The 26,783-nt window shown below is 43.9% G+C and carries 23 protein-coding genes; 17 read left to right on the forward strand and 6 right to left on the reverse strand.

The genetic code is table 11. The features are described from left to right. The first annotated feature begins 61 nt into the window (after positions 1 to 61). Positions 62 to 670, forward strand: a complete 609-nt coding sequence (locus tag MHH56_RS14845; protein ID WP_339208993.1) for a TetR/AcrR family transcriptional regulator — start codon at positions 62 to 64, stop codon at positions 668 to 670. Positions 671 to 733: 63 nt separating this feature from the next. Here the strand turns inward: MHH56_RS14845 and dnaN are convergent, their stop codons facing one another. Beyond that, on the reverse strand, positions 734 to 1,864 hold the full coding sequence (gene dnaN, locus MHH56_RS14850; protein ID WP_339208994.1) for a DNA polymerase III subunit beta: 1,131 nt from the start codon (positions 1,862 to 1,864) through the stop codon (positions 734 to 736). A 15-nt stretch (positions 1,865 to 1,879) separates the two neighbouring features. Beyond that, complete coding sequence (locus MHH56_RS14855; RefSeq protein WP_339208996.1) at positions 1,880 to 2,131, reverse strand: CopG family transcriptional regulator; 252 nt, start codon at positions 2,129 to 2,131, stop codon at positions 1,880 to 1,882. Between the two features lie 307 nt (positions 2,132 to 2,438). On the opposite strand from MHH56_RS14855, the gene miaB reads away from it, so the two are divergent. The 3 genes from miaB (at position 2,439) to MHH56_RS14870 (ending at position 5,202) form a co-directional block, all read left to right on the forward strand. Continuing rightward, positions 2,439 to 4,031, forward strand: a complete 1,593-nt coding sequence (miaB, locus tag MHH56_RS14860; RefSeq protein WP_339208998.1) for a tRNA (N6-isopentenyl adenosine(37)-C2)-methylthiotransferase MiaB — start codon at positions 2,439 to 2,441, stop codon at positions 4,029 to 4,031. Positions 4,032 to 4,054: 23 nt separating this feature from the next. Further along, positions 4,055 to 4,549 (forward strand): YlbF family regulator, encoded by a 495-nt coding sequence (locus MHH56_RS14865; RefSeq protein WP_076269237.1) that lies wholly within the window; start codon positions 4,055 to 4,057, stop codon positions 4,547 to 4,549. A gap of 134 nt (positions 4,550 to 4,683) precedes the next feature. Further along, positions 4,684 to 5,202, forward strand: a complete 519-nt coding sequence (locus MHH56_RS14870) for a hypothetical protein (protein WP_339209000.1) — start codon at positions 4,684 to 4,686, stop codon at positions 5,200 to 5,202. A 105-nt stretch (positions 5,203 to 5,307) separates the two neighbouring features. On the opposite strand, the gene MHH56_RS14875 is transcribed toward MHH56_RS14870, so the two are convergent. After that, positions 5,308 to 5,922 (reverse strand): biotin transporter BioY, encoded by a 615-nt coding sequence (locus MHH56_RS14875; RefSeq protein WP_339209002.1) that lies wholly within the window; start codon positions 5,920 to 5,922, stop codon positions 5,308 to 5,310. Between the two features lie 122 nt (positions 5,923 to 6,044). Here MHH56_RS14875 and MHH56_RS14880 point away from each other — a divergent pair, with 122 nt between their 5' ends. Together MHH56_RS14880 and MHH56_RS14885 are read left to right on the forward strand one after the other, a co-directional pair. Next, a complete protein-coding gene (locus tag MHH56_RS14880) occupies positions 6,045 to 6,896 on the forward strand; it encodes an ABC transporter ATP-binding protein (protein ID WP_339209004.1) in 852 nt (283 codons plus the stop codon). After that, a complete protein-coding gene (locus tag MHH56_RS14885; protein WP_339209006.1) occupies positions 6,886 to 8,673 on the forward strand; it encodes an ATP-binding cassette domain-containing protein in 1,788 nt (595 codons plus the stop codon). Before MHH56_RS14880 ends, MHH56_RS14885 begins: the two co-directional genes overlap by 11 nt. Here the strand turns inward: MHH56_RS14885 and MHH56_RS14890 are convergent. Continuing rightward, positions 8,647 to 9,246 carry a haloacid dehalogenase gene (locus tag MHH56_RS14890; protein ID WP_339209008.1) on the reverse strand — a complete coding sequence of 200 codons (600 nt, stop codon included), beginning with the start codon at positions 9,244 to 9,246 and terminating at the stop codon, positions 8,647 to 8,649. The two genes, MHH56_RS14885 and MHH56_RS14890, sit on opposite strands and share 27 nt — an antisense overlap. After that, on the reverse strand, positions 9,243 to 10,454 hold the full coding sequence (locus tag MHH56_RS14895) for an MFS transporter (RefSeq protein WP_339209010.1): 1,212 nt from the start codon (positions 10,452 to 10,454) through the stop codon (positions 9,243 to 9,245). Before MHH56_RS14895 ends, MHH56_RS14890 begins: the two co-directional genes overlap by 4 nt. A gap of 167 nt (positions 10,455 to 10,621) precedes the next feature. Here MHH56_RS14895 and lepB point away from each other — a divergent pair, with 167 nt between their 5' ends. From lepB to MHH56_RS14935, 8 genes are all read left to right on the forward strand, one after another. Next, the gene (lepB, locus tag MHH56_RS14900) at positions 10,622 to 11,164 is read left to right on the forward strand and encodes a signal peptidase I (protein WP_339209012.1); all 543 of its coding nucleotides are present in this window, start codon (positions 10,622 to 10,624) and stop codon (positions 11,162 to 11,164) included. A gap of 173 nt (positions 11,165 to 11,337) precedes the next feature. Beyond that, positions 11,338 to 12,816, forward strand: coding sequence for a HAMP domain-containing sensor histidine kinase (locus MHH56_RS14905; protein WP_339209014.1), 1,479 nt, complete (start codon positions 11,338 to 11,340; stop codon positions 12,814 to 12,816). Further along, positions 12,794 to 13,483, forward strand: coding sequence for a response regulator transcription factor (locus MHH56_RS14910; protein WP_076269246.1), 690 nt, complete (start codon positions 12,794 to 12,796; stop codon positions 13,481 to 13,483). Before MHH56_RS14905 ends, MHH56_RS14910 begins: the two co-directional genes overlap by 23 nt. Positions 13,484 to 13,507: 24 nt before the next feature. Beyond that, positions 13,508 to 16,537 (forward strand): efflux RND transporter permease subunit, encoded by a 3,030-nt coding sequence (locus MHH56_RS14915; RefSeq protein ID WP_339209016.1) that lies wholly within the window; start codon positions 13,508 to 13,510, stop codon positions 16,535 to 16,537. Between the two features lie 245 nt (positions 16,538 to 16,782). Beyond that, positions 16,783 to 17,046, forward strand: coding sequence for a heterocycloanthracin/sonorensin family bacteriocin (locus MHH56_RS14920; RefSeq protein ID WP_339209018.1), 264 nt, complete (start codon positions 16,783 to 16,785; stop codon positions 17,044 to 17,046). Between the two features lie 175 nt (positions 17,047 to 17,221). Further along, positions 17,222 to 19,159 carry a putative thiazole-containing bacteriocin maturation protein gene (locus MHH56_RS14925; RefSeq protein WP_339209020.1) on the forward strand — a complete coding sequence of 646 codons (1,938 nt, stop codon included), beginning with the start codon at positions 17,222 to 17,224 and terminating at the stop codon, positions 19,157 to 19,159. Further along, on the forward strand, positions 19,156 to 21,096 hold the full coding sequence (locus MHH56_RS14930) for a TOMM precursor leader peptide-binding protein (protein WP_339209021.1): 1,941 nt from the start codon (positions 19,156 to 19,158) through the stop codon (positions 21,094 to 21,096). Before MHH56_RS14925 ends, MHH56_RS14930 begins: the two co-directional genes overlap by 4 nt. 56 nt (positions 21,097 to 21,152) lie before the next feature. Beyond that, a complete protein-coding gene (locus tag MHH56_RS14935; RefSeq protein WP_339209022.1) occupies positions 21,153 to 22,733 on the forward strand; it encodes a SagB family peptide dehydrogenase in 1,581 nt (526 codons plus the stop codon). Between the two features lie 71 nt (positions 22,734 to 22,804). On the opposite strand, the gene MHH56_RS14940 is transcribed toward MHH56_RS14935, so the two are convergent. Next, entirely contained in the window at positions 22,805 to 23,314 is a 510-nt protein-coding gene (locus MHH56_RS14940; RefSeq protein WP_339209023.1) for a hypothetical protein, read from the reverse strand. Positions 23,315 to 23,472: 158 nt separating this feature from the next. Between MHH56_RS14940 and MHH56_RS14945 the strand changes: the two genes are divergently transcribed. The 3 genes from MHH56_RS14945 to MHH56_RS14955 all read left to right on the forward strand — a co-directional run bounded on the left by MHH56_RS14945 (position 23,473) and on the right by MHH56_RS14955 (position 26,761). Then, on the forward strand, positions 23,473 to 23,814 hold the full coding sequence (locus MHH56_RS14945) for a DUF3889 domain-containing protein (protein ID WP_339209024.1): 342 nt from the start codon (positions 23,473 to 23,475) through the stop codon (positions 23,812 to 23,814). A gap of 83 nt (positions 23,815 to 23,897) precedes the next feature. Continuing rightward, positions 23,898 to 24,209: a YbjQ family protein gene (locus MHH56_RS14950; protein WP_076269253.1), complete on the forward strand. Its 312-nt coding sequence runs from the start codon at positions 23,898 to 23,900 to the stop codon at positions 24,207 to 24,209. Between the two features lie 188 nt (positions 24,210 to 24,397). After that, entirely contained in the window at positions 24,398 to 26,761 is a 2,364-nt protein-coding gene (locus tag MHH56_RS14955) for a hypothetical protein (RefSeq protein WP_339209026.1), read from the forward strand. The last annotated feature ends 22 nt before the right edge of the window (positions 26,762 to 26,783 follow it).

A 26,783-nucleotide genomic window follows, 5' to 3' on the forward strand; every position in this document is an offset into this window, starting at 1 on the left:
AGACGAATGGGGCAATTGTCAATCGTAAGATTTGTAAACGCGGAAAAAGGAGATAGGAACGATGACTGCACCAGAAAACAGCAGAACGAAACAAGCGCTCAGCAAAGCGATTTTGCGTACGGCTAATCACTTGTTTACGGAGCATGGGGTAGAATCGGTCAGTATGCATCAAATCGCCAAATCAGTCGGTATTGGACAAGGCACCTTGTACCGGAGGTATTCAAACAAAGGTGATTTGTGTATGGATATGATGAAAGAGAATTTTGAAATTTTCATCAATGAGATCGACGCGTATTTGACAGAAGGGGCTATGCTGTCCGTACATGAGCGATTGAGCGGAGTAATGTGCAAAATTATAGCGTTTATCGATAAGGAATCGAAATGGCTTGGCGTGATGCAATCTTTTAATAAAATCGAACTTGAACATCCTAAAGGTGATTTTTTCCAATCACCGCCTTATCTATATTTGCATAGTGTCCTGCGCGGCTTGCTTGAGGAAGCAATGGAGAAAGAGCAAATTAAGCCTGTTGATCCTTGTTATGCTGCACATTCCTTTATATCCATTCAATCCCCGCATACGTTTAGGCAATTGCGGTACGTGATGGGCTACACTTGTGAAGAAATACAGGATCGGTTTTGCAAGACATTTATTGATCCTTTATTTCGTTAATTAATTAGTAATGTAAAAGAGAGGACAGCGTATATGCTGTCCTCTCTTTTATTTGTCTTGAAATTATAGCTGATGCGCAGTCAGTACTGGAGAAATAATGTATAGTGTATCTTCGTTGTTGGTCGGCCTAACTAAGATCGGTTTATTTTTTCCTGTAAATCGCAACAACACTTGTGTGCTGTCAATCGCTTGCAAAATATCTCTCATATATTTTCCATTGAAAAAAACAACAAGCGGCTCACCAAAAATAGGGTTAATGGCGAACTTTTCCGAGACATCGCCTATCTCAGCTGCTGCTGCAAATAATTCGACTTCACAAGATGAAATGCGCATCCCGATGGCATGTGTATCACTAACGAGCAAGCTGACGCGTTGGACGGCCCGAAGAAAAGGAGCAGTGTTCATCGTTATTTCGGTTGAAAAGGTTTGTGGCACCAATCTTTCAACTACAGGAAATGTTCCTTGAATAAGCAGCGATTGCATACTGAAATTTAATGTGTTGAAGGAAATGACATGGTCTGAAATCGTAATTTGTGTTTTGCTAGATCCATCTGACAACATTTTGGAATAATCGGACAAATGTTTTGCTGGAATAACAAACGGAACTGAATCTGAGCTGTTTTCACTTAGATTTGAGGTGCTTGTAGCAAGTCGAACGCCATCGGTAGCAGAAAGCCTCAGCTTTCCATTAATGGTTTGACAAGAAATTCCTGTCAATATCGGTTTCGATTCAGAAGTGGAAGCTGCAAACGAAACTTGCTTCACAATCTTTTTAAACGCTATATTATCGATTTGAAATTTAGCTTTATTCTCCAAGCTGCGCATATCTGGAAATTGTGAAACATCCATTGTAGCCAGACTGTATATAGAATAATCTGATTCAATATGTATAAAATTATGTTTTAACTCTGCGAGTTTTACTTTGCTTTCAGTTGAAAAACTACGGACAATATCGAGCAAAAGACGAGCGGGGATAACTGTACTTCCTTCTTTATCAATTTTAAGCTGGTCACAATGACAAGGGATAATATATTGAAGAGCCATAGATGCATTGCAGGCTGTGAGAGAAAGACCATGGGCTCCGGCTTGAATTTTAATGCCTGAAAGAATAGGGGAAACTGCTCTTAATGCCAAACCAGCAGCAATATGCTGAAGTCCAATATGCAACGATTGCTGTCTCACTTCAACAAGCATGATTGTCACCCGTCTTTACAATAATTTGTCGTGTGTATTTAATGATGACTCTATTATTCCGCGAATTACTTCAGATCGGGAGAGACCAGATGTTTTGCACCGATTTTCAAGCTCGCTCCAGATCTCATTGGTGAGCGTTAACGATATTTTTTTAGTCTCCCCAATTCCCTTTCTTCCGGCTCCAACACGAGGTCCTCCACGGGAAAACATGATGGAAACCTGTCCTTCTTTGTCGGGCACAGCAATTTTGATCTTTTTTCCAGCCATAAAACTACTCCTTTTTCGTTTGAATAAGGTTACTCTAATCAATAATCTATATATTAACTTTAGCATGTAAATTATGACATTGCAATGTGGGTTCTAAAACATTAATCAATGTCCATTTGTATGACTGCCATTTGACTATACATAGCAATAAAAATGATAGTAAAAGAATGAAACCATTTCTATAAGCTTTTTTTGATTTGCTTGTGATGGATTAGGCGGGGGCGTTATGATATAATTTCTAATTGATATGTTCAAATGAATAAATATAATTGATTATGGAAATTGCAGATAAAGGAAGTGAATCCCCATGACGAAGGAGACCAAAAGCACACCAGACTTAAAATCTGGCACGGGTGTTAAGGACTACTCCAAGTATTTCGATTTTTCGGATGCAAAGATTTTACGAGAAGAAGATGGCATGACTACCGTTCGAATTAAAGGTCGGAATATACAAATCAACTCTGCTCCCAATCACAAGGATGAGAAGAAGCGGGGCAAAGAGGATATCGAGGTGCATTATGACTTTGCGATCCCTGCTGAGCTTCGATCGATGGGTATAGGCAAGTTTTATTTAATCCAAACGTATGGCTGCCAAATGAACGAGCATGACACTGAAGTCATGAAGGGCATGTTCGAAGAAATGGGTTATACAGCTACTGAGGATCGAAATCTTGCAGATGTGATCTTACTTAATACATGTGCCATCCGTGAGAATGCTGAAGATAAAGTGTTTGGCGAGCTTGGCCATTTGAAAGCGCTGAAGACGGAGAAACCGGATTTGCTGTTAGGTGTTTGCGGCTGTATGTCACAGGAAGAATCGGTTGTTGGACGTATTTTGCAAAAGCATTCTTTTGTAGATATGATCTTTGGTACGCATAACATTCATAGACTTCCATACTTGCTGCAAAATGCTTATTTCAGTAAGGAATTGGTCGTTGAGGTATGGTCCAAGGAAGGCGATATTATCGAAAATATGCCTAAGAAACGCGAAGGAATGCGTGCTTGGGTTAATATTATGTACGGATGCGATAAGTTTTGTACGTATTGCATCGTGCCATATACACGCGGGAAAGAGCGCAGCAGACGTCCAGAAGATGTTATTGCTGAAGTGCGCGACTTAGCTAGACGAGGATTTAAAGAAATTACATTGCTTGGGCAAAATGTTAATGCTTACGGCAAGGATTTTGAGGACATCAACTATCGCTTTGGCGATCTGATGCATGATATGTCCAAAATTGACATTCCGCGTATTCGCTTTATGACGAGCCATCCGCGTGATTTTGACGATCATTTGATTGAGGTGCTTGGAACAGGCGGCAATTTGGTTGAGCATATTCATTTGCCTGTACAGTCCGGCAGCACCGAATTATTGAAACGAATGAGCCGCAAGTATTCTCGCGAAATGTATCTAGAGCTGGTTGCTAAAATTAAAAAAGCAATACCTGGTGCGATGCTCACTTCAGATATAATCGTTGGTTTCCCTGGTGAAACAGACGAGCAGTTCGAGGATACGATGACGCTGGTGAAAGAAGTTGGCTTTGATTCGGCTTATACTTTCCTTTACTCTCCGCGTGAGGGTACACCTGCCGCTAGTATGGAAGATAATGTTCCGCTAGAGGTGAAAAAAGCTCGTTTACAGCGTCTCAATGCACAGCTTGCTGCAAATGCGAGAGAAAAGAATGAGCAGCTTCGCGGTGAAATTGTCGAGGTTCTCATTGAAGGCGAAAGCAAAAACAACGCTAACGTCCTTTCCGGACGGACGCGTACGAATAAATTAGTGCATTTGGAAGGTCCAAAGGAATGGGTTGGCCAGTTTATTATGGCTAAGGTTACCGAGGCACAAACTTGGTATATCAAAGCCGAAAGTATAGAACAGGATGCACAAGAAGCCGTTAGCTAACGGTAAAACAGGAGAGATGACAAATGGCAGAGCAGCATACAGCAGATAATCAAGCAGCGCAATGTGACCATGATCATGAGCATGGCGAAGGCTGTGGAATTCCGAGTTTCCATACTCGCGATCTCATCGTTCGAGAGGATATTTCGAAAAAAGCGAAAGAATTAGCAAATCTCATCTTTACTTCAGAGGAAGTACAGCACTACCGCCGTGCAGAGCTGCAAATTAACGGCAATGAGCGTGTGCAGCAGTTGATTACAAAAATTAAGAAAAAACAAAAGGAAGTTGTTGCTTTCGAAACCACTTTCAAAAATGCAGACATGGTTAAAAAGATCGAAGGCGAAATGGAAGAGTTGCAGGACGAGCTTGATGGCATTCCTATCGTGTCCGAGTTCCAACAAAGTCAAAGCGACATCAATTATTTGCTTCAGCTCGTTATTTCGATCATCCGTGATACCGTGTCTGAGAAAATCAACGTTGAGGATGCGTCAGAGCCAGCTCCTGAAGAGTGCAGCGACTAAAATAAGCTAGACTAGCGTTATAAGCCGTATGTATTGCAGCTCCTTTTTTGGGATGCAGACATGCGGCTTTCATTTTTACATATGAAATGCAACTTTTTCCAAATTAACAGAACTGGCGGAAGGGATTAATCCAAATGAAATATAGACAAATAAACCAAAACACTGAAGAAGATTTTCAAGATTTAGAATTCGATATCATTGAAAGCCATCTGATAAATCATCGAAATTATTTTCTTGTTCATGGTCAATATAGAAATGAAATTGTTGGCTTTGAAGTGCTAATAAACAAGGATATGATTCCTGGATGGAATCAGGGAGAAATCAATCAAGAGGCATTTTATTTTGAGGGAATAACTCTTAAATCAATTGGTAAAGAATCAGATGCGTTCATTACGGCTTTGTTGGAGCTCTATGGCTATGAGGGAGAATTAAAGTGTGATGATGAAATCTCATTTACATGTTTTGCACTAGAGGGTGACCCTAGAAATATTGCAAATGAAGATATTAAGTTTAAGGTCTTTTTCGATGATAATAATGAACTTGATTTGTATTGCGAAATATATATGAATATATCGGTTCAGAATAAGGTTTTTGAATTGAAAGAAAAGGATACTGAATATCGTGGGAACATTTTAAGAACTTTAGGAAAGTAACTCGCGAGGCATTTCAAAGTAGATGTCTAAAACAAAAACCGCTATATTCCGATTCAAGATGCATAATCGGATAAAGCGGTTTTTTGCTTTCATATAACAGCGGTTTTAAACGTTAAAAGTTGTTTTCTCTTCGCTGTTTCTTACGGTTGATGAGCGTATGTGGACAATGTAAGGTGTTAAAGAGGTTGCTAAAATAGCGCCTACCAATGATTTAAGTGCATCACCGACAATGAACGGATAGAATCCGACGGTCATCGCTTTCTGGAACGAAAGGTCCAGAGCATTCATAAGCCATGGAATGCCTAGAATGTATGAGGTGATGGAGCTGAATAGCTCGAAAATGATGAAAAAAACAATAAAAGCTAAGGCTTTATTTCCCTTGGACATTTTGCTGCGTAGAAATCCGCCAATCGCTAGGCTAACCAATAGTGAACAGAATGGGAAGGCGAATATAAAGCCGCCAGTAGGTCCTGTTAGATGAGGAATACCGCCTTGCCCACTAAATAGGGGCAGGCCGATAGCAGCAAGCAAAATGACGATAAATATGCTGAGGAAAGCGTTGCGCGGCGTCAGAAAGAGACCGGCTAATCCAACAGCCAAGGTTTGAAGAGTAATCGGGACAAATGAGCCGCCGAACTTTATTGTCAAAGAGCTCATGACGATAAACAAAGCTGCGAACAAAGAAATAAAGACGAGTGAGCGAATGTTGCTGGTTTGCATAATGATGTTAGTCTCCTTTATGTACTTGCGATAATATTGTTAACCATTTATATTTAAAATAGGTTAACAAATCGAATTGTAGCATAGCCTATCGTTTTCGGGAAGAGGTTGGGTGAAATTTTTTGAATCAGAGCAATCAGGTACAATTGAAGCAGGTTATCGTTACGCCTCCGGCAATAGGTGAAGGACAAAAACGGAAACCAATAATAAAAGATATTTCGCTTGTTATAAAAGAGGGAGAATGGATTACTCTGCTTGGCTGCAATGGAAGCGGGAAAAGCACAGTTGCGAAAGTAGCTGCTGGTTTTCGGGTAGCAGGCGTCAGCGGTCAAGTTTTAAGGAACATTCAGACTGCTGCAAAGGGGAAGCCGATTCCAATTGTTATGCAGCAGCCTGAGGCAGCGATGATCGGGGCAACGCCGCTCGAGGATATTATTGTCATGCTGGAGCAGAATGAGCAGGAAGCGGCCAGTATTCGATCTGAAGCCGAGCACGCGCTGCAAAGAGTAGGCATGGGTGAGCGAATGCATCAACCGATTGAAACCTTATCCGGAGGGCAGAAGCAGCTCGTTGCGATTGCTGGGTGTTTGGCATTAAAAGCGCCCATGCTTGTGCTTGATGAGGTAACAGCGATGCTGGACCCTGAAGCAGCAATCTCAGTGCTGGAGCAAACGAGAAGTTTGCAGCAAGCCGGAATTACGGTCATTTGGATTACGCAGAAGCTGGAGGAGCTGCAGGCGGGAGATCGAATCGTTGCGATGAATGCCGGTACGATTATGTACGATGGCGGGGTAGAAGCCTGGTTTGCTAGATCGGCTGCGGGAGCAAGGGATAGTTTTTGTGAGCAGCTTGGTTTAGAGGCTTCTTATTGTGCTCAGGTGGCATGGGAGTTAGAGGAGCAGGGTGTGAAGCTTTCGCCTTTTCCGTTCACAGCAACTATGCTGGCAGAGGCGGTGAAGCAATATGGGCGATGACTGGCAGTTAAACGGCATTAGCGTGCACGCGGAGAATGACAATAAAAAACAGCTGCTAAAAGAAGTACATACGTCCTTTAAAGCAGGTGAAATCACACTTTTAATCGGGCGAAATGGTGCTGGAAAGTCAACGCTGCTTGAGACATTGGCGGGCATACGATCGATTCAAAGCGGAAATATTGAGCTTGGCACCGATCAGTTATGGATGGAGAATGGCCGCCGCAGCCGTCTAAATCCTGAAGTGGTGCTTAAGCTTGGCATATCGATGCAAAATGCGGAGTCACAGTGGTTTGCGTCATCTGTACGAGAAGAAATGGTTTATTCTCTTAAGCCCTATAAGCTCGATTCATCCATAATCGAGGAGAGAATCACGGAAGCTCTTGCGAGAGCAGGGCTGCCAGTGGAGCTGTTGGAGCGTGATCCATGGACGCTCAGCGGCGGTCAGCAGCGACGGCTGTCACTCGCCTGCTTATTGGCGTGTGAGCCGGATTGGCTGCTGCTGGATGAGCCGACGGCGGGGTTAGACGCCGGCGGTATTCGCCGCTTGTGCGCGGTGCTGGAAGCGCACAGGGCGGCGGGGCGCGGAGCGGTCGTGGCAACGCACGACCTCGATGCGCTGCTGCCGCTGGCGGACGCGGTCGCCGTCGTTGACGGCGGCACGGTCCGCGCAGCGGCTAAGGCGGCGGCGATCGCGCATGCCGCCTCTGCGCCGCAGGCGCTTCGCGCGCTGGACGCGCTGCGCGAGGAAGCGGCTATGCCGCTGGAGCAGTTCATCCAGCGCGCAGACGCGGATGAGGCGCCTTGGCCGTCGCCGCAAGAGCTTGCTGCGGCGATTTCCATTGCACTCGCGAGTCGAGCCGTCCAGAAATCAGAAGAAGCAGCCGTTGTTGTAGCAAATGGTATAGCATGCAGCTTAGATACTGAGCACAACAAGCCAAACACGTTTTTAAAAGAAGAACCAAAAGAAGAATCAAAAGGTAAGCTCGCTGAAAAAACGAAAACAGAGTTTTCTCAATTAGGAGCTACCAAACCATCGGTTCTGCTTCGTTCAAATTATTTTGATCCTCGTGCGCTTGTACTCGTTTATTTATTTCTATCTGCGAGCATTTTTGCGCAAAAAACAGCATTGGAGCTAACGGTCGCAGCTGTTTCAACGCTATTGCTTTTAATTCCGTTTCGTACACTCATTTGGCCTTGGAGACGAGTCATTCGCGCGTATGCCATTATGATTATTATTTTTTGCGTAATAGCAGGAATTGGCATTCGTCCGCTTTCCTTTGATTTGGACAAGGTTTGGCCAATAGTTATTCGATTAGGCAAGCTTCTGTTGATTATGCTTTTAGGCCTGCCTATGCTAAAGCTGATGACGCCTCTACGACTTCAGCGCTCGCTTGAGCAAACCTTCGGTTTCCTAGACAGGCTGAAGGTGCCCATTCATTCCTTTGCAATCATCGTCACTCTTATTTTTCGGTTTATTCCTTTACTAACAGGAGAGTGGGAGCGGTTTGCGAAGCTGGCTCATGCGAGAGGAAAGGCAGTTACGCCTCTTAAGACGGTACCGATGAAAAGGCTTCTACCGATTCTGATTCCCTACGTACGTTCAATATTGCGTCTTGCGGAGCAAATGGCGGATGCGCTTGAAGCACGCGGCTTTGGTTATGCGAAGCGAAAGCCGACCTATAGCTTTCGGCTTCGCTTCGGACGAGCAGATGCTCGTCTAATGAGTATTGCAGCAGCAGCAGGCTCATTGCTATTTCTTTTTGCTGTATTGTTTTAAAAGAGGGAGAACCTGCAAAACCCAACGTCCATCTTCATCAGCAAGCAGCGTATGCCATCCGTGCAGCGCTGCTTGCTTTGTGTTTTTAGGATGATCATCAACAAATAAAACAAAGCTGTCAGGCGGCAGCTGTTCATTTACTTTGTCAAAAATAGCTGGATGAGGTTTTTGGAGTGCTGCTTCACTTGAGATTGTGATACTTTTCAAATAAGGCTTGATATGTGTAATGATGGGTTCAACCCATGCAGGTAAATGATTGCTTAACACATGAATATCAGCAACAGCATTCCAATTGCCGATTTCTGAAATGGCAGGAAGCGGCAGTAGGCATCTATCGATAAAACTTCTGGCTAGCGCACTAGTTAAGTTTGGCGTATACTCTGCAATCCAGCTCCAAAATTGTTTCTCTGTTATTTGGCCTGTCCATAGCCGCTCGCTAATTTGCTGCTTATATTCGGAGTAAAGTTGTTCTTCAGAAACGATCGCTTCCGCAGCTAGCAGCTGCCAGAAGAGCGGCGACAGATTTGTCGCCAACACGCCTCCAATATCGAGCACGAGCTGCGGCTTAATCATCCGCTTACCTCCTCTGCATGATTCGTGCGCGCGGCAAACTTAGCTTTGCGATCTGACATCGCCCACTTGATTACCAGTGCAAATGCGAAAGCTCCAAGCAGTGAGCCAAATAGGAAACCTCCGTTCAATCCCCAGCTTTCATTGAGCCAACCAGCAAGGAATGGTCCAGAGAACATTCCAATGGCATATAGCGCTTGATATAAGCCCATTGCTGTTGCACGGCCAGGAAGCTCGACATCTCGAATCGCTAGTCCCAGCAGAAGCGGCATATGTAAGCCTTGCGCAAAACCATTAATCGCTTGCGTTGCGACAAGTACACCAAAAGAATCCGCAAACACCATAGCTCCTGTGCAAATAGTACTCAATATAAAGCCAGCGCCAATCGTACCCCAATAGCCGAATTTAGGCGTAAACCACCTCGCAGTAACGAGTGAGGCAAAAGCATGGGGGAGCATAAAAGAAAATACGAGCAAGGTGAGCTTCAGGCCGTCTGCACCCATTTCTTGAGCTTTGAGCGGTGTAAATCCGAACATTGTTATAAAAAGAATGCCATGAGCAAGGATGGACAACAAAGAAACCTGCAGCAATGTTTTAGTTTTTACCACATTCTTGATCATGGCAAACGACATTCCTGGCTGTTCCTTCAGCTCCGAGCGAGGCTCTTTCAGCATGAAAGCGAGCACTAGACCAAGGACAGCAATGACAGCGCCTACAATAAATGGAGCACTTGAGCTAAAACCATCCGTTAACCATCCGCTAAAGAGCATACCGATCATTTGTCCGGATACCGTCATCACGCTAATATTGCCCATTGCACGACCTGTCTGCCCGGCTCCAAAATAGCTGGCATAAAGCACGGTGAACGCGACCCAAGTAGATGCGCAAACGCCTGCCATCAATCTGCCAGCAAGCGGCCATACCCATGAATCAGGGATGAGGAACAGCAAACAGCTTATCGCAGCGGTTAGCATCCCTAATAGGATGAAAGGCTTGCGCTTTCCGAAACGATCTGACAAAATGCCGAGCGGAAATCTTACGAACATTTGAACAAAACCATAGCTTCCAAGCACGATGCCGATAAAAGGCAAGGACAATCCCCGATCACTAAGGTAAGGTGAAAGCGTAGGGACATATACATACATGGAAGTCCAATATAAAATGGTTATAGTAGTAAAAAGCAATCTTTGTGCTCCAGAGATTTGATTCATCGTTGTGGAAGCCCCCTTCGCTTTCACTTTATCGCAAGTCTGGTTCGGTTGTCACTTCCTATTTTGGGCGCTATAATGAAAACTTTCTACAGCAAAGAACGTATTAGGTAGACAATTATTATTATTTTTACAAGAAAAAAAAACACTAACTGATGAGGAGAATGTTCATGCAAACAGAAAAACGCAAAACAAAAAGCTGGATGAAAGAAGTAAGAGAATGGGTCGTTTCACTTGGTATTGCCGTTGTTGTAGCGCTGTTGTTCCAAAACTATGTTTATGCTCAATCGGAAGTACATAATGTATCTATGCAAAATACGCTGGTCGCTGGACAACGATTAATCGAAGACAAATGGTCTTACCGGCTTCATGAACCTCGTCACGGCGACATCGTTATTATTAGCGGACCCGAGAGCGATTTGCGTTTAATAAAACGTGTCGTGGGCTTGCCTGGAGACGTGGTTGATATACAAAACGGGGAAGTATATTTGAATGGCGAAAAAATCGAAGAGCAATATGTTAAGGGTCAGACAGTAGCTGGCAGTGTTTCAGTGCCTTTTACAGTTAAAGAAGGACAGCTGTTTGTTATGGGTGACAATCGTGAGCATAGTATGGATAGCCGTGAGCTTGGTCCAATTGCTAGATCCAGCATCGAAGGCAAAGCCGTATTCCGTATATGGCCGCTGCCTAAGTTCGGTACACTGAGCGAATAATTATTTTATAGCATTAAATAAAAACGTCATTAATTAAATAAACAAAACCATCAAACGTAATACTTTTGTAAGAAATGGTTACAAATTCGTTTAGAAATAGCCGTTATGATTAACCATAGAAACAACGAGAGAAACACACTTAACAAAAAAGCAGCAGCGAGGCGTGAACAGGATTGTCCATTCGAGTAAAGCTGTATATGTCATACTTGGCGATGATTTTTGTACCGATCATATTAATGAGTGCTTTTATGATATTTATTTTTTATGCTCGCGGAGTTGAGGATGTTCGTCATTATTATGAAAATGAAAACAGAGAGCCTTATCTTCAAGCCTTGGTGTATGGCGAATTATCCTATGTGCTCCGCAATGATTCCGGTGAGCTCGAGAAGAAGGAATACGTAGCCGAAATTCAAGAGCGATTAGGTAAGCTATGGGCAGGACTACTTATTTCCAGGGATGGAAAGATTACTTCTGTAGCGCCTTTCTTGGAGCAGTCAGCTGTTCATGCTGATTGGCAGCAATTATTGGACGAGCCGCCTTCGAAGGTTGCATTTAATTCATTTCGATTCGAAACGAGTACCGTCGATTTTATTTATCCTGATGGGGGAGAGGGTCGTGCTGTCCTATTCCGTCGAAATGATACGGTTCCTATCTATTGGAGACCGGTCGGCACAGCTTTCAGTTTAGCTTTTATTGGATTAACGAGCTTGCTGCTTACTTACTTTGTATCAAGAAGCATCATTCGTCCCATTAAGAAACTAGAAGCCGCAGCTCTACAAATTAAGGATGGCGATTTGTCTCACAAGGTTGAGGCCACGACGAAAGGTGAAATCGGACAGCTTAGCATCGCGTTTGAGGATATGAGGGTAAGATTGAAGCAGTCGATTGATCAAAGCCTTCAGTATGAAGAAAACCGTAAAATGCTGCTGTCTCATATCTCGCATGATTTGAAAACGCCAATATCTGCGATTAAAGGGTATGTTGAAGGGATCATGGACGGTATCGCGAACACGGATGAAAAGCGGAAGCGCTACATGGAGACGATTTATCGTAAAGCTACAGATATGGATCAATTAATTGATGAGCTGTTCCTATTCTCGAAGCTTGATCTTCAAACGGTTGCCTTTGATTTTAAAGTGATGGACATTAAACGCTACTTAGAATATTTCTTGGATGAGCAGCGGTTTGATCTAGAAAAATCAGGGGTAGGATTGCAATACATCGAGCATGGCTCTGATCCGCTGATGATCGCAGCCGATCCTGACAAGCTAAGCCGTGTTTTAACTAATATACTGAACAATTGTGTCAAGTATATGGGACAATCTTCTGGTCTCGAAAAACATAACATCGTTGTTCGAGTAACAGAACTGGAGGAGCACGCTCTGATTGAAATTGAGGATTCAGGTCCCGGAATTGAGAAGGATGATTTGCCTTATATCTTCGATCGTTTCTATCGCGCGGAGCAATCACGCAATTTAGAGACAGGTGGAAGTGGTCTCGGTCTTGCAATCGTCAAACAAATTATTGAAGGGCACGGCGGTACGGTCTGGGCGGAAAATGCAGAGCATGGAGGTGCGTTGTTCTGTCTAAAATTGCCTAAGTCAGTATCCGTCAAAACGGTGGGTGGTCATGAAGAGCATACTAATTATTGAAGATGAGAAAGCCATTGCCGAGCTGGAACGAGATTACTTGGAAAGTTACGGTTTTAATGTTCAAATTGAAGGGAGAGGTGATATAGGACTTGAGAAAGCGCTCGAAGGAAAGTTTGATCTTATCATATTAGATGTAATGCTTCCTAAAATCGACGGCTTTGAAATTTGTCGTCAAATTAGACAAACGATCAATATTCCAGTGCTGATGGTAACCGCGAAAAAAGAGGATATTGATAAAATACGAGGATTAGGACTTGGCGCTGACGATTATATGACCAAGCCCTTCAGTCCAAGTGAGCTGGTAGCACGCGTGAAAGCTCATTTGGCTCGTTACGAGCGTTTGACAGCTGACAAAGGGGAGCGAGGCGAGCATATTCGCATACGCGGATTGTTTATCGATAAGCCTTCACGAAGAGTCATGATTCATGAGCAGGAAGCGATGCTTACTTCAAAGGAATATGAGCTTTTGCTGCTTTTAGCTTCACACCCTAATCGCGTGTTTGAGAAAGAAGAATTGTTTGAACGTATTTGGGGGCTTGATTCGAATGGAGACGCAGCTACGGTTACGGTTCATATTCGGAGGCTGCGTGAGAAAATTGAGCATGACCCATCCAAACCTCAATATATAGAAACAATTTGGGGAGTGGGCTACCGTTTTAAAGTATAGATAGAAGATGAGGAGTGGGAGAGATTGAAGAGCATCATCCGATTTTCGCTTAATAACAAATTTGCTTTATGGATTTTGACGCTGCTTGTGTTATTTGCTGGACTTTATTCAGGAATGAATATGAAAATGGAAACGTTGCCCGATATTACGGTTCCAATCGTAAGCGTCACAACTGTATTGCCGGGTGCTGCACCTGAAGAGGTAATGGAGAAAATTACGAAGCCGATTGAGCAGCGGACTCGCAATCTTAAAGGTGTTAAAGTCATTAGCTCAACATCCTATGAGAATGCTTCATCTGTCGTTATTGAGTACTCCTATGAGACAGATATGGAAAAGGCGGAAGCGGAAGTTAAAAATATCCTCTCCGAGATTAAGCTTCCAACAGGAACGCAAACCCCATCCGTTTCACGGATCAGCTTGAATGCATTCCCTGTCCTTGCGATGAGTATCTCCAATGAAAAGATGAATTTGGAGCAGCTTACGAAGGAAATAGAAGAAAATGTGTTGCCGCGCTTTCAAGGTATTGAAGGTGTAGCGAGCATTCAAGTTTCTGGACAAAATGTTAAGGAAGGTGAACTATCCTTCAAAACGGATAAGCTAAAGCAAATCGGCTTAACCGAAGAGATGGTGAAAGGCATCATCCAAGCGTCAGCTATTTCTGTACCGCTAGGTATTTATGAATTTGGCGAGACAGAGAAGGCGCTGGTCGTTGATGGAAACATAACGACAGAGAGTGATTTGAAAAACTTAGTCATCGTGCCAGGTGTTAAGCTTAGCGATGTTGCTGATTTAAGCATCGTAGGCAAAGCAGAGTCTATTTCTCGTACGAATGGCAAAGACTCCATTGGTTTTAACGTAGTCAAAGCGGCTGATTCGAATACGGTTGACGTTGTTAATAATGTAAAAGCAGAAATAAAAGAGCTTGAAGGCAATAATGATGGTTTGTCTATTGTAACGACACTTGATCAAGGCAAGCCGATCGAGGATTCCGTTCACACGATGTTAAGCAAGGCGGTAATCGGCGCATTGTTCGCTGTCATTATCATTATGATTTTCTTGCGCGATATTCGTTCCACGATTATTGCTGTTGTTTCGATTCCACTTTCCATCCTGATCGCTCTTCTGATTTTGAGTCGGATGGATATTACACTGAACATTATGACACTTGGTGCGATGACCGTCGCGATTGGGCGGGTAATCGATGATTCGATTGTCGTTATCGAGAATGTATATCGACGAATGGCGCTCCCTACAGAGAAGATGAAGGGCAAGGAATTAATTCTTGATGCGACGAAGGAAATGTTCGTACCGATTTTGGCTTCCACAATCGTAACGATAGCCGTATTCTTGCCTCTTGGACTTGTTTCGGGCATGATTGGTGAAATGTTCTTGCCGTTTGCATTAACGATTGTATTTGCTCTACTAGCATCATTGCTTGTTGCCATTACGGTTGTACCAATGCTGGCGCATATGATGTTCCGCAAAGGGATGAAAGCAGGCAAGGCGCATCACGATAAGCCGGGCCGCTTAGCGGAATGGTACAAAGGTGCACTTCGCTGGTCTCTTGATCATAAATTGGTTACTTTTGGTTTAGCAACACTTCTACTTATCGGAAGCTTGTTCCTGCTCCCAGTGATTGGAACGAGCTTCATCGCTGGCGACGAGCAGAAAATGATGATTGTTTCCTATAATCCAGCACCTGGAGAAACACTTGAACAGGTAGAGAAAATGGCTCTTGAAGCTGAAAAGAAATTGCTCGATCGTGAAGGTGTTACAGTCGTGCAATATGCAGTCGGCAGCCAAAATCCATTTAGCCCTGGAGCTTCAAAACAAGCGTTATTTAACCTTAGCTATGATGAGGATTATGCTGGTTTTACTGCTGAGAAAGAAAAAATTGTACCTATGCTGCAAGAGCTAGGCGGCAAAGGCGAATGGAAACAGCAGGATTTCGGAGGCGGAGGTCTTGGCGGATCGGGCATATCGATGCTTGTGTATGGTCCGGATATGAACACGGTTCAGCCTATCGTGGATGACCTTATGAAGAAGCTTGCAGATCATAAGGATTTGAAAAATATTGATTCCAGCTTATCAGAAACGTATGAGCAGTATCGCCTTGTAGCTAATCAAGAGAAGCTTAGTCAAAACGGATTAACAGCAGGCCAGATTGCAATGGCACTTAGTCCGGTTCGCGAGCGTCCCGTTCTGACGACAGTAGAAGTGGATGGCGAGGAATTTAACGTTTATGTGAAGGTTGATACAAAAACCTATACGAATAAATCAGATCTAGAGAATGTGAAATTGACTACTCAGTTAGGTACTGAAGTTGCTTTGAAAGATGTCGTGACTATCGAAGAAGGTGAATCGCCAAATACGATAACAAGACGTGATGGTCGTATGTATGCTGAGATTTCAGCAGATGCAACTTCATCTGACGTCGGCAAGGTTTCGGCAGAATTGCAGAAAATGATTGATGAGACTGATCTTCCTGCTGGCGTCGATATCGAAATGGGCGGAGTAACGGAGCAGATCAATGAGTCATTTATGCAGCTAGGCTTAGCAATGCTTGCAGCGATTGCTGTCGTTTATCTCGTGCTTGTCATTACATTTGGTGGAGGACTTACACCATTCGCAATTCTGTTCTCCCTTCCGTTTACGATTATCGGTGCACTAGTAGCACTGTTAATTGCAGGAGAAACACTGAGCGTTACCGCAATGATCGGTGCCCTGATGCTCATTGGTATCGTGGTCACGAATGCGATCGTCCTTGTTGACCGTGTTATTCAAAAAGAGAGAGAAGGACTTTCCGTCCGCGAATCACTTATTGAAGCAGCGGGTACACGTCTTCGTCCGATTCTAATGACGGCGATTGCAACCGTTGGTGCATTGCTTCCGCTTGCATTTGGATTCGAATCAGGCGGTTTGATTTCTAAAGGTATGGCGGTTACCGTAATTGGCGGCTTGACGAGTTCAACACTGCTCACGCTCATTATCGTACCTATCGTTTATGAGTTCTTGAACCGTAAACGCAAACCACGCACTGCAGAAGAAGCATAACGATTCGAGATAGCAGAGAGGCTGTCACAAGGTCATTGACCTTGTAGACAGCCTCTTTTTTTAGTTGTTCCGTTTGCATAATGGGCGACTAGGTAAATGGATTAGTAACACTAGCGGAGCTTTTTTCATACGTATATGTCATGAACGATTATCGGCATATGACCAGTTTGGGTTGTTCTCATTTTCATTTCCTATTTTGTGAGTGCCGATGATAATCACATGAACATATAACGGAGGCTACTAAGATGAATGAATTTAAGAACGATCTTCAAAATTTGAACATGGATGCATTTAAATCGAGTGGAATGACGCCGAATGCTGGTCAAGGTCAAATGGATCCAAATAATGCTCGTTTGTGTATCGGCTTTTGTATTGGTTTTTGTATCGGGTTTTGTTCATGCGGCGGCTGTGGCGGGTGCGGCGGCTGCGGAGGTTGTGCAAGATGCGGTGGCTGTGCTCGCTGCGGAGGCGGCTGTGCCCGCTGTGCTGGTTGTGCCCGTTGCCGTTAGTCAACTAAATATTCAGATGTAAATAGAAGGTTCAAGACACCCCTGCAAACTCTTTTCGGGATGCTGGGGTGTCTTTCTATGCGAGTGCAGGTATGACGGACAAATAGCCATACATATCTTTATAGAGGAACTCTTGTTACGAAAAGCCAGATTTCAAAATAAGGAGGAATGAATTTTGGATCCTTCTATGCGCCTTAAAGTGAGAGGAGATACTTTTTTTCTCCCGAGCTCGGACGGAAGTGTCTATTTCCGCAACAATATTGGTTCATTTCGGATGGAAGGCAATACGATTGATCAATGGATAGAGAAATTAATTCCGGTGTTTAATGGCGAGCATTCGATGCATGAAATAACGGATGGATTGACAGATCAATACCGTGATCATGTTTATGAGATTGCAAAAGTGTTGTATGCGAATGGTTATGTCCAAGATGTGAGTCAAGATAGGCCGCATCAGCTTCCGAGCCATATTGTTAAGCAATATGAGGCTCAGATTGAATTTTTGGACAGCTTTGATGGGTCTGGGGCATACCGTTTTGAGCTGTTTCGAAAGTCCAGCGTGCTTGTTGTCGGGGACGGGAATTTTTTGGTGTCAGTAGTGAAATCATTACTTGAATCCGGCCTTCCTCAATTTCACTTCATCAATATGAACTCGGAAACGACGGGACCTAGACGAATTACGGAGTTGGTGCACCATTACAGACCATTCGATTCAGAGGTCAAGGTGGAAGAGATCAGCTTGCCGAGGGATGGGGGAGTGGAATGGTCGTTAGTAATACAGCCATACGATGCAATATTTTATGTGTCAGATCCAGAAGGGGGAGCTGAGCTTCAATCTCTTAACCAAGTATGTCTACAAAATAATAAAGTGCTGCTGCCGGCTATAATTCTAGGGCAGGCAGGTCTAGCGGCTCCGCTCGCCTATTCAAATTCGGAGGGTGACTGGGAATCAGCAAGGCGCAGAGTCCATTATGCTTCTATCTATAAGGAAACAAATGATTATGCTGGTTCATCTGTTGCGGAATCGCTGCTCGCTAACGTGATCGTTTTTGAATGGCTAAAAACAGCTGCAGGTGTAACGAAATTACAAAATAACAAACTTTTTCTGCTGAACCTAGAGACGCTGGAAGGCAAGTGGCATCCGTTTCTTCCCCATCCGTTAGCCAATGAAAAACAAAAGGCGAAGAAGATTGAAGATTATGAGCTTCTTTCGGAAGAGAGCACGGGAAAACGTGATTCAAGCGGATTACTCCCTTTTTTCAGTCAATTAACATCCATGGAGACGGGCATCTTTCATATTTGGGAGGAAGGAGAGCTTCGTCAGCTGCCGTTGTCGCAATGCCGGGTTCAGTCAGTTGATCCTCTAACAGAAGGCCCAGCGCTGCTGCTCTCGGAAATTGTATGCAACGGTATTAGACATGAGGAGGCACGCAGAGAAGCGGGGCTTGCTGGAATTGAAGCCTATGTGTCTCGTATGGCCAATATATTCATCAACCAGACTCCTGAAATTGGCTCTGCATTAGAGCCTGTGTTTATGGGCGTAGGAGCAGGGGTGACGATCGAGGAAGGCGTCTGCCGCGCTTTGCAAAAGTATTTATCCGAAGAATGGATAAGGCAATACAAAGCAGAACCTCCTTCTATCACATCGATAAAGCTTAGTCATGTTGAGGATGAACGATGTCGTTACTATATAAAAGCGCTAACCACGATGCAAGGATCCCCTTCCTTTGGCATCAGTGAGACTTTAATTGGTTTTCCAGTTGTATGGCTGAGAACTAGCGATTGCTGGTATCACGCAGTTGATTTAAATGAAACGAGGGCACTTCGCAGAGTTTTATTGGGCGCATTGCTGGACATTCAGAACAAAGATTCTCTCTTTAAAGGGAAAATAAATCAATTGGCTTCTGTAAATGTGAAGGAAGACGAAGTGGTGAACCTCTCCATAACCGAGTGTGATCCATTTGAGCATCGAGAGGTACTGAAGAATGCATTGATGCATCTACAAAATAACCAAAAGCGTCTTCTTGTGTATAACTTAACTTCGGAAGCTTTTTTCAATGAGGAGCTAGCGGGAGTATTCGGCATCTCGCTCCGAGAGGAGACAGAAGAGTGAGCGCTAAAATGGCAATTGTGGGCGAAGGGCTGCTCGCAGATTACGTAACCGATCTATTATCTGAATTTTGTGAGGTTGAACGAGTGAGCGATCTGTCGTTTGGTGTTCCAGAAACTGCAGAGCTTGCGCTCGTACTGAGCGATGGCTATGATTCAGCTTCTCATCTGATGGCAGAGGAAATGTTTAAGCAATCGGGGACACCATGGCTGCGCGGCTTTGTATCCTTTGGTGAGGGCGTAATTGGTCCGCTTGTCATTCCCGGGACAGCAGGCTGCTCGCAGTGCGCTGATCTGCGGCGTTTGATGGCTGGAAATGATCGAAAAGAAATGTGGGAGCTGCAGCATCTTTTTATGCACGGTGAAGTTTATCCGGATATTTGGTCTTCTCGAAGCGGGCTTCTGCATGTGGCTCATCATATTGCTGTTGAAGCTGAACATTTCCTCCTTAACAACAAGGCTCATCTCGCAAATCGTGTAAAGCTGGTACATTTGCAAACGCTCAACAGTTCGGTTCATTTTTATTTGCCTGATCCGCTTTGTACGATTTGTGGAGAAATACCTGATGATTCGGCTATAGGTTCGCGAATTAAGTTGCATCCAAGCCCCAAAATTAGCGAAAATAGCTATCGAACTCGTTCGATGAGTGAGCTGAAAGCTGTATTAGCCAATGATTATCTGGACAATCGCACAGGGTTTTTGAATGGAAAAATGATTGACCTGATGTCGCCGTTTGCGGATTCGAGCATTATTTTACCGATGTTTTCGGGAGATGAAGGCTGCGCTGGCCGTACAAATTCATTTGCAGACAGTGAAATGACAGCCATACTAGAAGGTTTAGAACGTTATTGCGGTATATCACCTAGAGGAAAGAGGACAGCGGTTCATGACAGCTATGAGCATTTGAGTGAGATTGCCCTTGATCCCGTTCGGGTAGGCGTGCATGAGAAGGAACAGTATGCGCGTCCCGATTTTCCATTTCAACCATTCGACCCGAGCAGAAAAATCGATTGGGTGTGGGGTTATTCTTTTTTGCAGGAGAAGCCTATTCTCGTGCCGGAGCTGCTCGCTTATTACAGCTCCGGCTGCGGCCACGGATTTGTATACGAAACCTCAAATGGCTGTGCTTTAGGAGGTAGCCTGGAGGAAGCTATTTTTTACGGAATACTGGAAGTAGTTGAACGGGATTCATTTCTCATGACCTGGTACGCACAGCTTCCGCTTGATCCTATAGATCCTTATTCCTCCGGAGATCTGGAATTAACCTTAATGGTGGAGCGTTTACGAGATGTCACCCAATATGATGTCCATTTATTCGATTCGACTATGGAGCATGGCATTCCAAGTGTATGGGTGCTTGCCAAAAACAGAACGGAAAATGGCGTTAATATGATTTGTGCTGCTGGGGCGCATCCCGATCCAGTGCGGGCAGCCAAAGGAGCCATCCATGAGATAGCGGGCATGCTGCTCGCGTTTAATGAGAGGTTAGAAGAAAACCGTGAGCAGTATGAACGTATGCTTCATGATCCTTTTCTAGTTCGGCGAATGGATGATCATTCGATGCTGTACAGCTTGAAGGAAGCTGAGGAACGTTTGAACTTCCTTCTTCAAAATGAGAGGCCGCTCCGTACATTCGAAGAGGCATTTAAACCAAGGCCAAAGCATGCAGATTTGACAGATGAATTAAACGTATTCCTCAAAGTTTTCCGTGAATTAAATTTAGAGGTTATCGTGATTGATCAAACGACGCAGGAAACGCTGAGAAATGGGCTCCATTGTGTAAAGGTGCTCATTCCAGGTATGCTCCCGATGACGTTTGGTCAACATCTTGTCCGCTTGAGAGGACTTGAGAGGGTGTTGCGAATACCAGCTGAGCTGGGTTACATCAAGGAGCGGTTAACGCATGAGCTGCTTAATCCTTATCCGCATCCGTTTCCATAAGCACTGACTGCTGTCATGCAATGGATCTCGGCGAGTTGTCACTTAGGAGGGGAGATATGAGTCTGAAGACTTTTTTGCACCAATTGCAATATGATCCAGACAAAACCAAACCTCAAGATGTACAAATTGATTGGGATAACGCTCCTCTACCGTACAAATTATATCGTCATGTACCGGCATTTCCTCTCGCTTCGGATGTTCCGCTTACTTTGACGGGCAAACGGGAACATACGATGCCAACGCTACGGGATATAGGCCATTTTCTTTGGTATACGTTCGGGCTGACACAGCTTAGCCAATCTGTTCTTGAACAACATGCAGGGGAGGAATGGGATGACTCCTTGCAGCTTTGTAGACGTTTTGTTCCATCAGGCGGAGGGCTGTATCCAAGCGAAGTATATCTTTATTTGAAGCTGGATGAATTACCTAAAGGAATTTATCATTATGATGTGGCACATCATCGTTTGATGCTGCTGCGTGATGGCCAATTTGATCGATATTTGGGCAATGCGCTAGGTGATCGGTGCGACATAACAAACGGCTTCGGAGCCGTATTTGTGTCCACTTATTTTTGGAAAAACTTTTATAAATACAATAACTTCTCCTATCGATTGCAAGGATTAGATGCTGGCTTGCTCGTTGGTCAGCTGCTTGAAGTGGCTAAACGTTATGACTTTGAGGCGGGTGTTTACTTTCAGTTTCTAGATGGTGCAATCAATCATATGCTTGGTCTACCTGACACAGAAGAAAGTGTATACGCTGTGATTCCTCTTGCGATAGATGCAAATATGGAATGGTTCCAACATGGTGATAACGTGGAAAAAAATATTTCTTCAGATGAATTATGCAGTATGCTTCCGTTCATTAGACATGAGCAGTACATGCGATCAAAAAAGGTATTGGAATATCCGTTGCTGATTAAGCTAAATGAAGCATCCATCATGGAATCCGCACGCGCGTTTAAACAGCTAGAGGGGCAGCAAATACTAGCCAGCAGTAGAGATGTTTATGCTTTACCGAGCGTAAATCGGATGACGTATGATCTAGCATCGGTATGCAGGCAGCGCTACTCGCCAGAAAATGAATATGTATTGCAAACCGTGAGTCTAACAGATTTGGCAGAACTATTGCAGGAGATCATGAATTCTTATAAGTATCGTAATGATTTGGATGGTTTAGTGCGGAGTCCACCGTCGCGCGTCCATTTATATGGCTGTTTTTATGGGGTTGATGGGATTCAAGATGGAGCGTATTACTATGATGATGCGGCTCACGCGTTGCAGCTTGTCCGTGCGGGTGACCAAAGGCCATGGCTTCAGTATGGCATGTCTTTGGATAACGTGAATTTATTCCAGGTGCCGCTTACTTTTCATGTGGCAGGTGATCTGGAGCATTTTCACAAGGAGCTGGGCTTTCGCGGCTATCGTATTCAACAAATGGAAGCGGGAATGCTCGTTCAACGTCTGCTGCTTGCCGCTTCCGCATTGAGAATGGAAGGACGCCCGCTGCTAGGATTCGATGTTAGCTCCATGAATGAACTTTATGGATTAACGCCAAATGGACAAACGAGTCTTATTCAAATTCCTATTGGCCAATGTCGACCTCGCTCACGACTCGAAGGCAGTTTGTCGCAATAGTTGATGAGGAGACAAAGGGGCAGATTGAATGATGGCAATCATTCAATCTGCCCTTTTTATGTTTTGCTTTTTTAACCGTTAGGCTGCTCGGCTGCTGCCTTTTTCTGAAGCTCCCCGGCTGGCTGGCATGTAACAGGGAAGCAAACATGGTGCGGATGGTGATGCATCATGGGGTGAAACCAAGCATGATGATAATCTAAAGTCGAGAGCTCCCATCCATCATGAGGATGATGGTGATCGTAGTGCATGTGCTCATCCCACATCTCATGCATCATGGGATGATAATCATCCATCATGTGATGAAAGTGATGCATATGGTGGAAATCCTCCATCATCGGATGAAAATCATCCATCATGGGATGGAAGTGATGCATGTGATGAAAGTCATGAAAGTCGTGCATGTAAGGATAATGATGCATTTGACTTAAATCAACACAGCAATGAGCTGGAGCGGGAGCGGGTGCCGTCTGTACATTCACAGTTTCCGGTCCCAAATTGGCCTGGGCAGGGCTTGTTTGCATTTGTTGAAAATACTCAGGCATAACAGCCGATTGCGGCATATAAGATTGATTGCGTATCATGGTGTGCCTCCTTTTTATCATACTCTACAATATGCTTTGAATGAAAAAAGGGCACTTATCCCTATAAATTGGGCTGCAGCCTTTAGGAATGAAGAATAGGACGAAGCGAAGAGGGTGACGCTAGTACCATCACAATCCATGAAATAGGTGGTTGCAAAATGATAATTAATATTGTAATTAAGGCTGTGTTCGCACTGCTTAGCTTTACGCATACGGAAGTGTTTGCAACAGAAGCGGTTCATTTGCATGCGGAGCCGGCCTACGCAAAGTGGGGAAAGCTGGCCATGCAAGAAACGTCAAAAGCATACGAGGATGCTTCAATTGTTAATTACAAATACGAAGGAAGAAAAAAGCTAACTAATGGAGAATCAGAGGAATGTTTTGTTCTACTGTTAAATAGAGATGCCAAGCAATTTGCTATTCGCGTTACGATTAGAATAAACACGATTACGGACAAACTCATAGATGTGGAATTGAAAGAGCAAATGAATGGAACTTAATTGAAACAAAACAGCTGCCAGCTTCGTAATATAAGCAAATGTTTTAAATACACGCTTCTTGATGAAGCGAGAGGAGCATAATTATGCTAATTTCAACAACACCAACAATAGAAGGCCGTCCTATTCAAGATTACATAGGAATCGTAACAGGAGAGGCGATTATGGGTGCAAATGTCGTTCGTGACTTTTTTGCATCGATTACAGACATCGTTGGAGGACGCTCCGGCGCGTATGAGAGCAAGCTGAAGGAAGCTCGTGACGTAGCCATTGATGAGATGAAAAATCAAGCTGCTAAGATTGGAGCAAATGCAATCGTTGCGATTGACATTGATTATGAGGTTGTGCGTGAAGGAATGTTAATGGTAGCTGTCAGCGGAACAGCAGTACGCCTGTAAAATAATTTACCATAAAATTGGAAAACGTTAAAACGATGATCACCTTAAGCACAGCTTATATGATCAAGTTTTGTCGTTTTTTTTTTTGCATTTTATGATTATTTAGAAAAAGAAGCAACAATTCAATTGTAAAATCCGTTAAAATAAGGATGTGTATAAATGGAAGATCAAGTAAAGAGAGGGGTCAAATGGTGAACCGTTTTATTCATTTAAGAAATCGAACCATCGCATATGCGGTCATGATTACTTTGATTGCAGCTTTCTTAGCGGGAACTGGCAACGCACAGGCAGCAGCAACGGAGAAGGGAATTTTATTGGAAACGAGTGTTGGATTTCAGGGCTACATGAAACAATCCGAGTGGTATCCTGTTAGGCTTACACTGACAAATCAGACAGCTGAGGATTTGAAAGGCGAAGTTGTTATATCTATAGTAGGCTCTAATGACTTGATCATACCCACAGAGCTGCCTCTAGGCACAGCCATACAATTAACAGCATCTATTCAAGGCGAGCTTCTTAATCGGAGCAACAGTAAAATACGATTTTATATGGACTCCTACAAATCCGGCAAACTTATTCCGATTTTCGGCAACGATTACATAGATGCAAGAACGGCTAACAGCTACACCATTGGTGTCATATCTCGTGACCCGGACACTTTGAATTTTATGCCATCGTTAAATCAACGAGGCTACGAAATAACGGTCATTCCGATTGCGCAGAAGGAACTGCCCAGTGACCCCATTTTACTCAAAACACTCAACACGATTGTTATCAATGATATGCCAACCACAGGTTGGGATGAAGTACAGGTTAAAGCCATAACGGATTGGGTACAGCAAGGCGGCACACTTGTGTTAACTGGAGGCGTCGGCTATGGCAAAACCGCAGATGCCTTTAAACAGATTGCACCGCTAGAATCGTCAGGCACATCGACCATATCCAGCGCGGATTCACTTGCCATCTTCGGAGGTACCGCACTTGCACTTGAAAAACCTTTGGTCGTCTCGACAGGTCGTATAATAGATGGCAAAACGGAGCTTGCTGAGAATGGTCTGCCGCTTGTCGTATCCCGTGAACATGGATTTGGCAGCGTAATTTATATCGCTTTTGATCCATCACTTGAGCCTATGTCTACATGGACTGGCAGCGCGATGCTATGGGCGAAGGTGCTTAAAAAAAATTTGACGCCGCTTCAACCTGGCACGATGAGCATCAACAATAATATGAAATGGAATATTGAAAGCATTATAGATGAGTTCCCGTCGATTAAACCGCCCAATTTTATGCTGCTTATGTGGATGTTTATCGGCTATATGATCATCGTTGCGCCGGTACTGTATATAATTTTAGCTAAGGCAGATCGCAGAGAGTGGTCTTGGTGGCTTATCCCTGCTTTTTCGGTTATTACCGGTTTCGCAATCTTTTTCTTTGGTGCTGAAGATAAGCGAAATTTATCAGCCCATACGATTGAGATCATTGAGTTGACTGGACAAGGAGACGCTGTACGATCAGGTGCAACTGCGGTGTTCATTCCAACTGGGGGAACAGTGACTGCAGAATTTGATAAAAGAGTTAATTTATCTTTTTACACCAATTACAACCAAAATGGAAATCAGAATATGGATGATAAAACGCAATTGATTTCCGAAAATGATTCGACTACAGTACTATGGCGCTCCGTTCCCTATTGGTCGACACGGAAACTATGGATAGAAAAGCAAACGATGAGTAGTGATACGGGGCAGTTAACTCTTGCTTATAAGCAGATCAGACATGCGATTGAGGTAACTGCTACTAACAATACGACAACTAATCTTACGAATGTTTCCATGCTAATCAATGGGCAAGCTCAGCTCTTTGGCGATTTGAAGGTCGGCGAGAGTGGGCAAACGACAATTACAACGAGTACGGTTAATCAATCAGGCTATTTCCCTTATGGTCAGATGATGTTTCCTAATCCAACTAACCGAGGCAATGACGGGTATAATCGAGAGCGACAGCTTGTAGACAGCTTTGGGAATCGCAACAATGGCGGCATTGTCCCGCCGGAGCCTATAGTGGTTGGCTTTAGCACTGATCATGAGCAGAATTACAAGGTGAACGGCGAAACGATAAAGACAGATAACTTGAAGCTGTGGGTTCAAAAGGTCGATACATCTTTTATTGATGGGAATCGTGTCATCGTACCAGCAGGTCTTATTAATCCCATTATTACGGAAAATGCCACGAGTCAATTGCAGCACTATGGGAACGGTTCTTATTTTGTAGGCGATGGCGAGCTTATATTTGAATATATTTTGCCAAATGATCATGATGCTGTATACGATCATCTCGAAATCCTATACAACAACAGTACAACTGCTTCAAATCTCACATTAACTGTCTGGAACGAGAAAGAAGGAAATTGGACAGATCCAAGCAAAGCTGCAGCTGCGCCAAAAGAGTATTTGATTAACAATCAAATTGTTCGAATGAAGTTTTCTGCCATTGGTTCTGTGGACATGACTTTACCGCAGATTGCTTTAGAAGGAGAGATACAGAAAAAATGAGCAAAAATCACGAAATAGAGAT

This window comes from Paenibacillus sp. FSL K6-3182, assembly GCF_037976325.1.
GTDB lineage: Bacteria > Bacillota > Bacilli > Paenibacillales > Paenibacillaceae > Pristimantibacillus.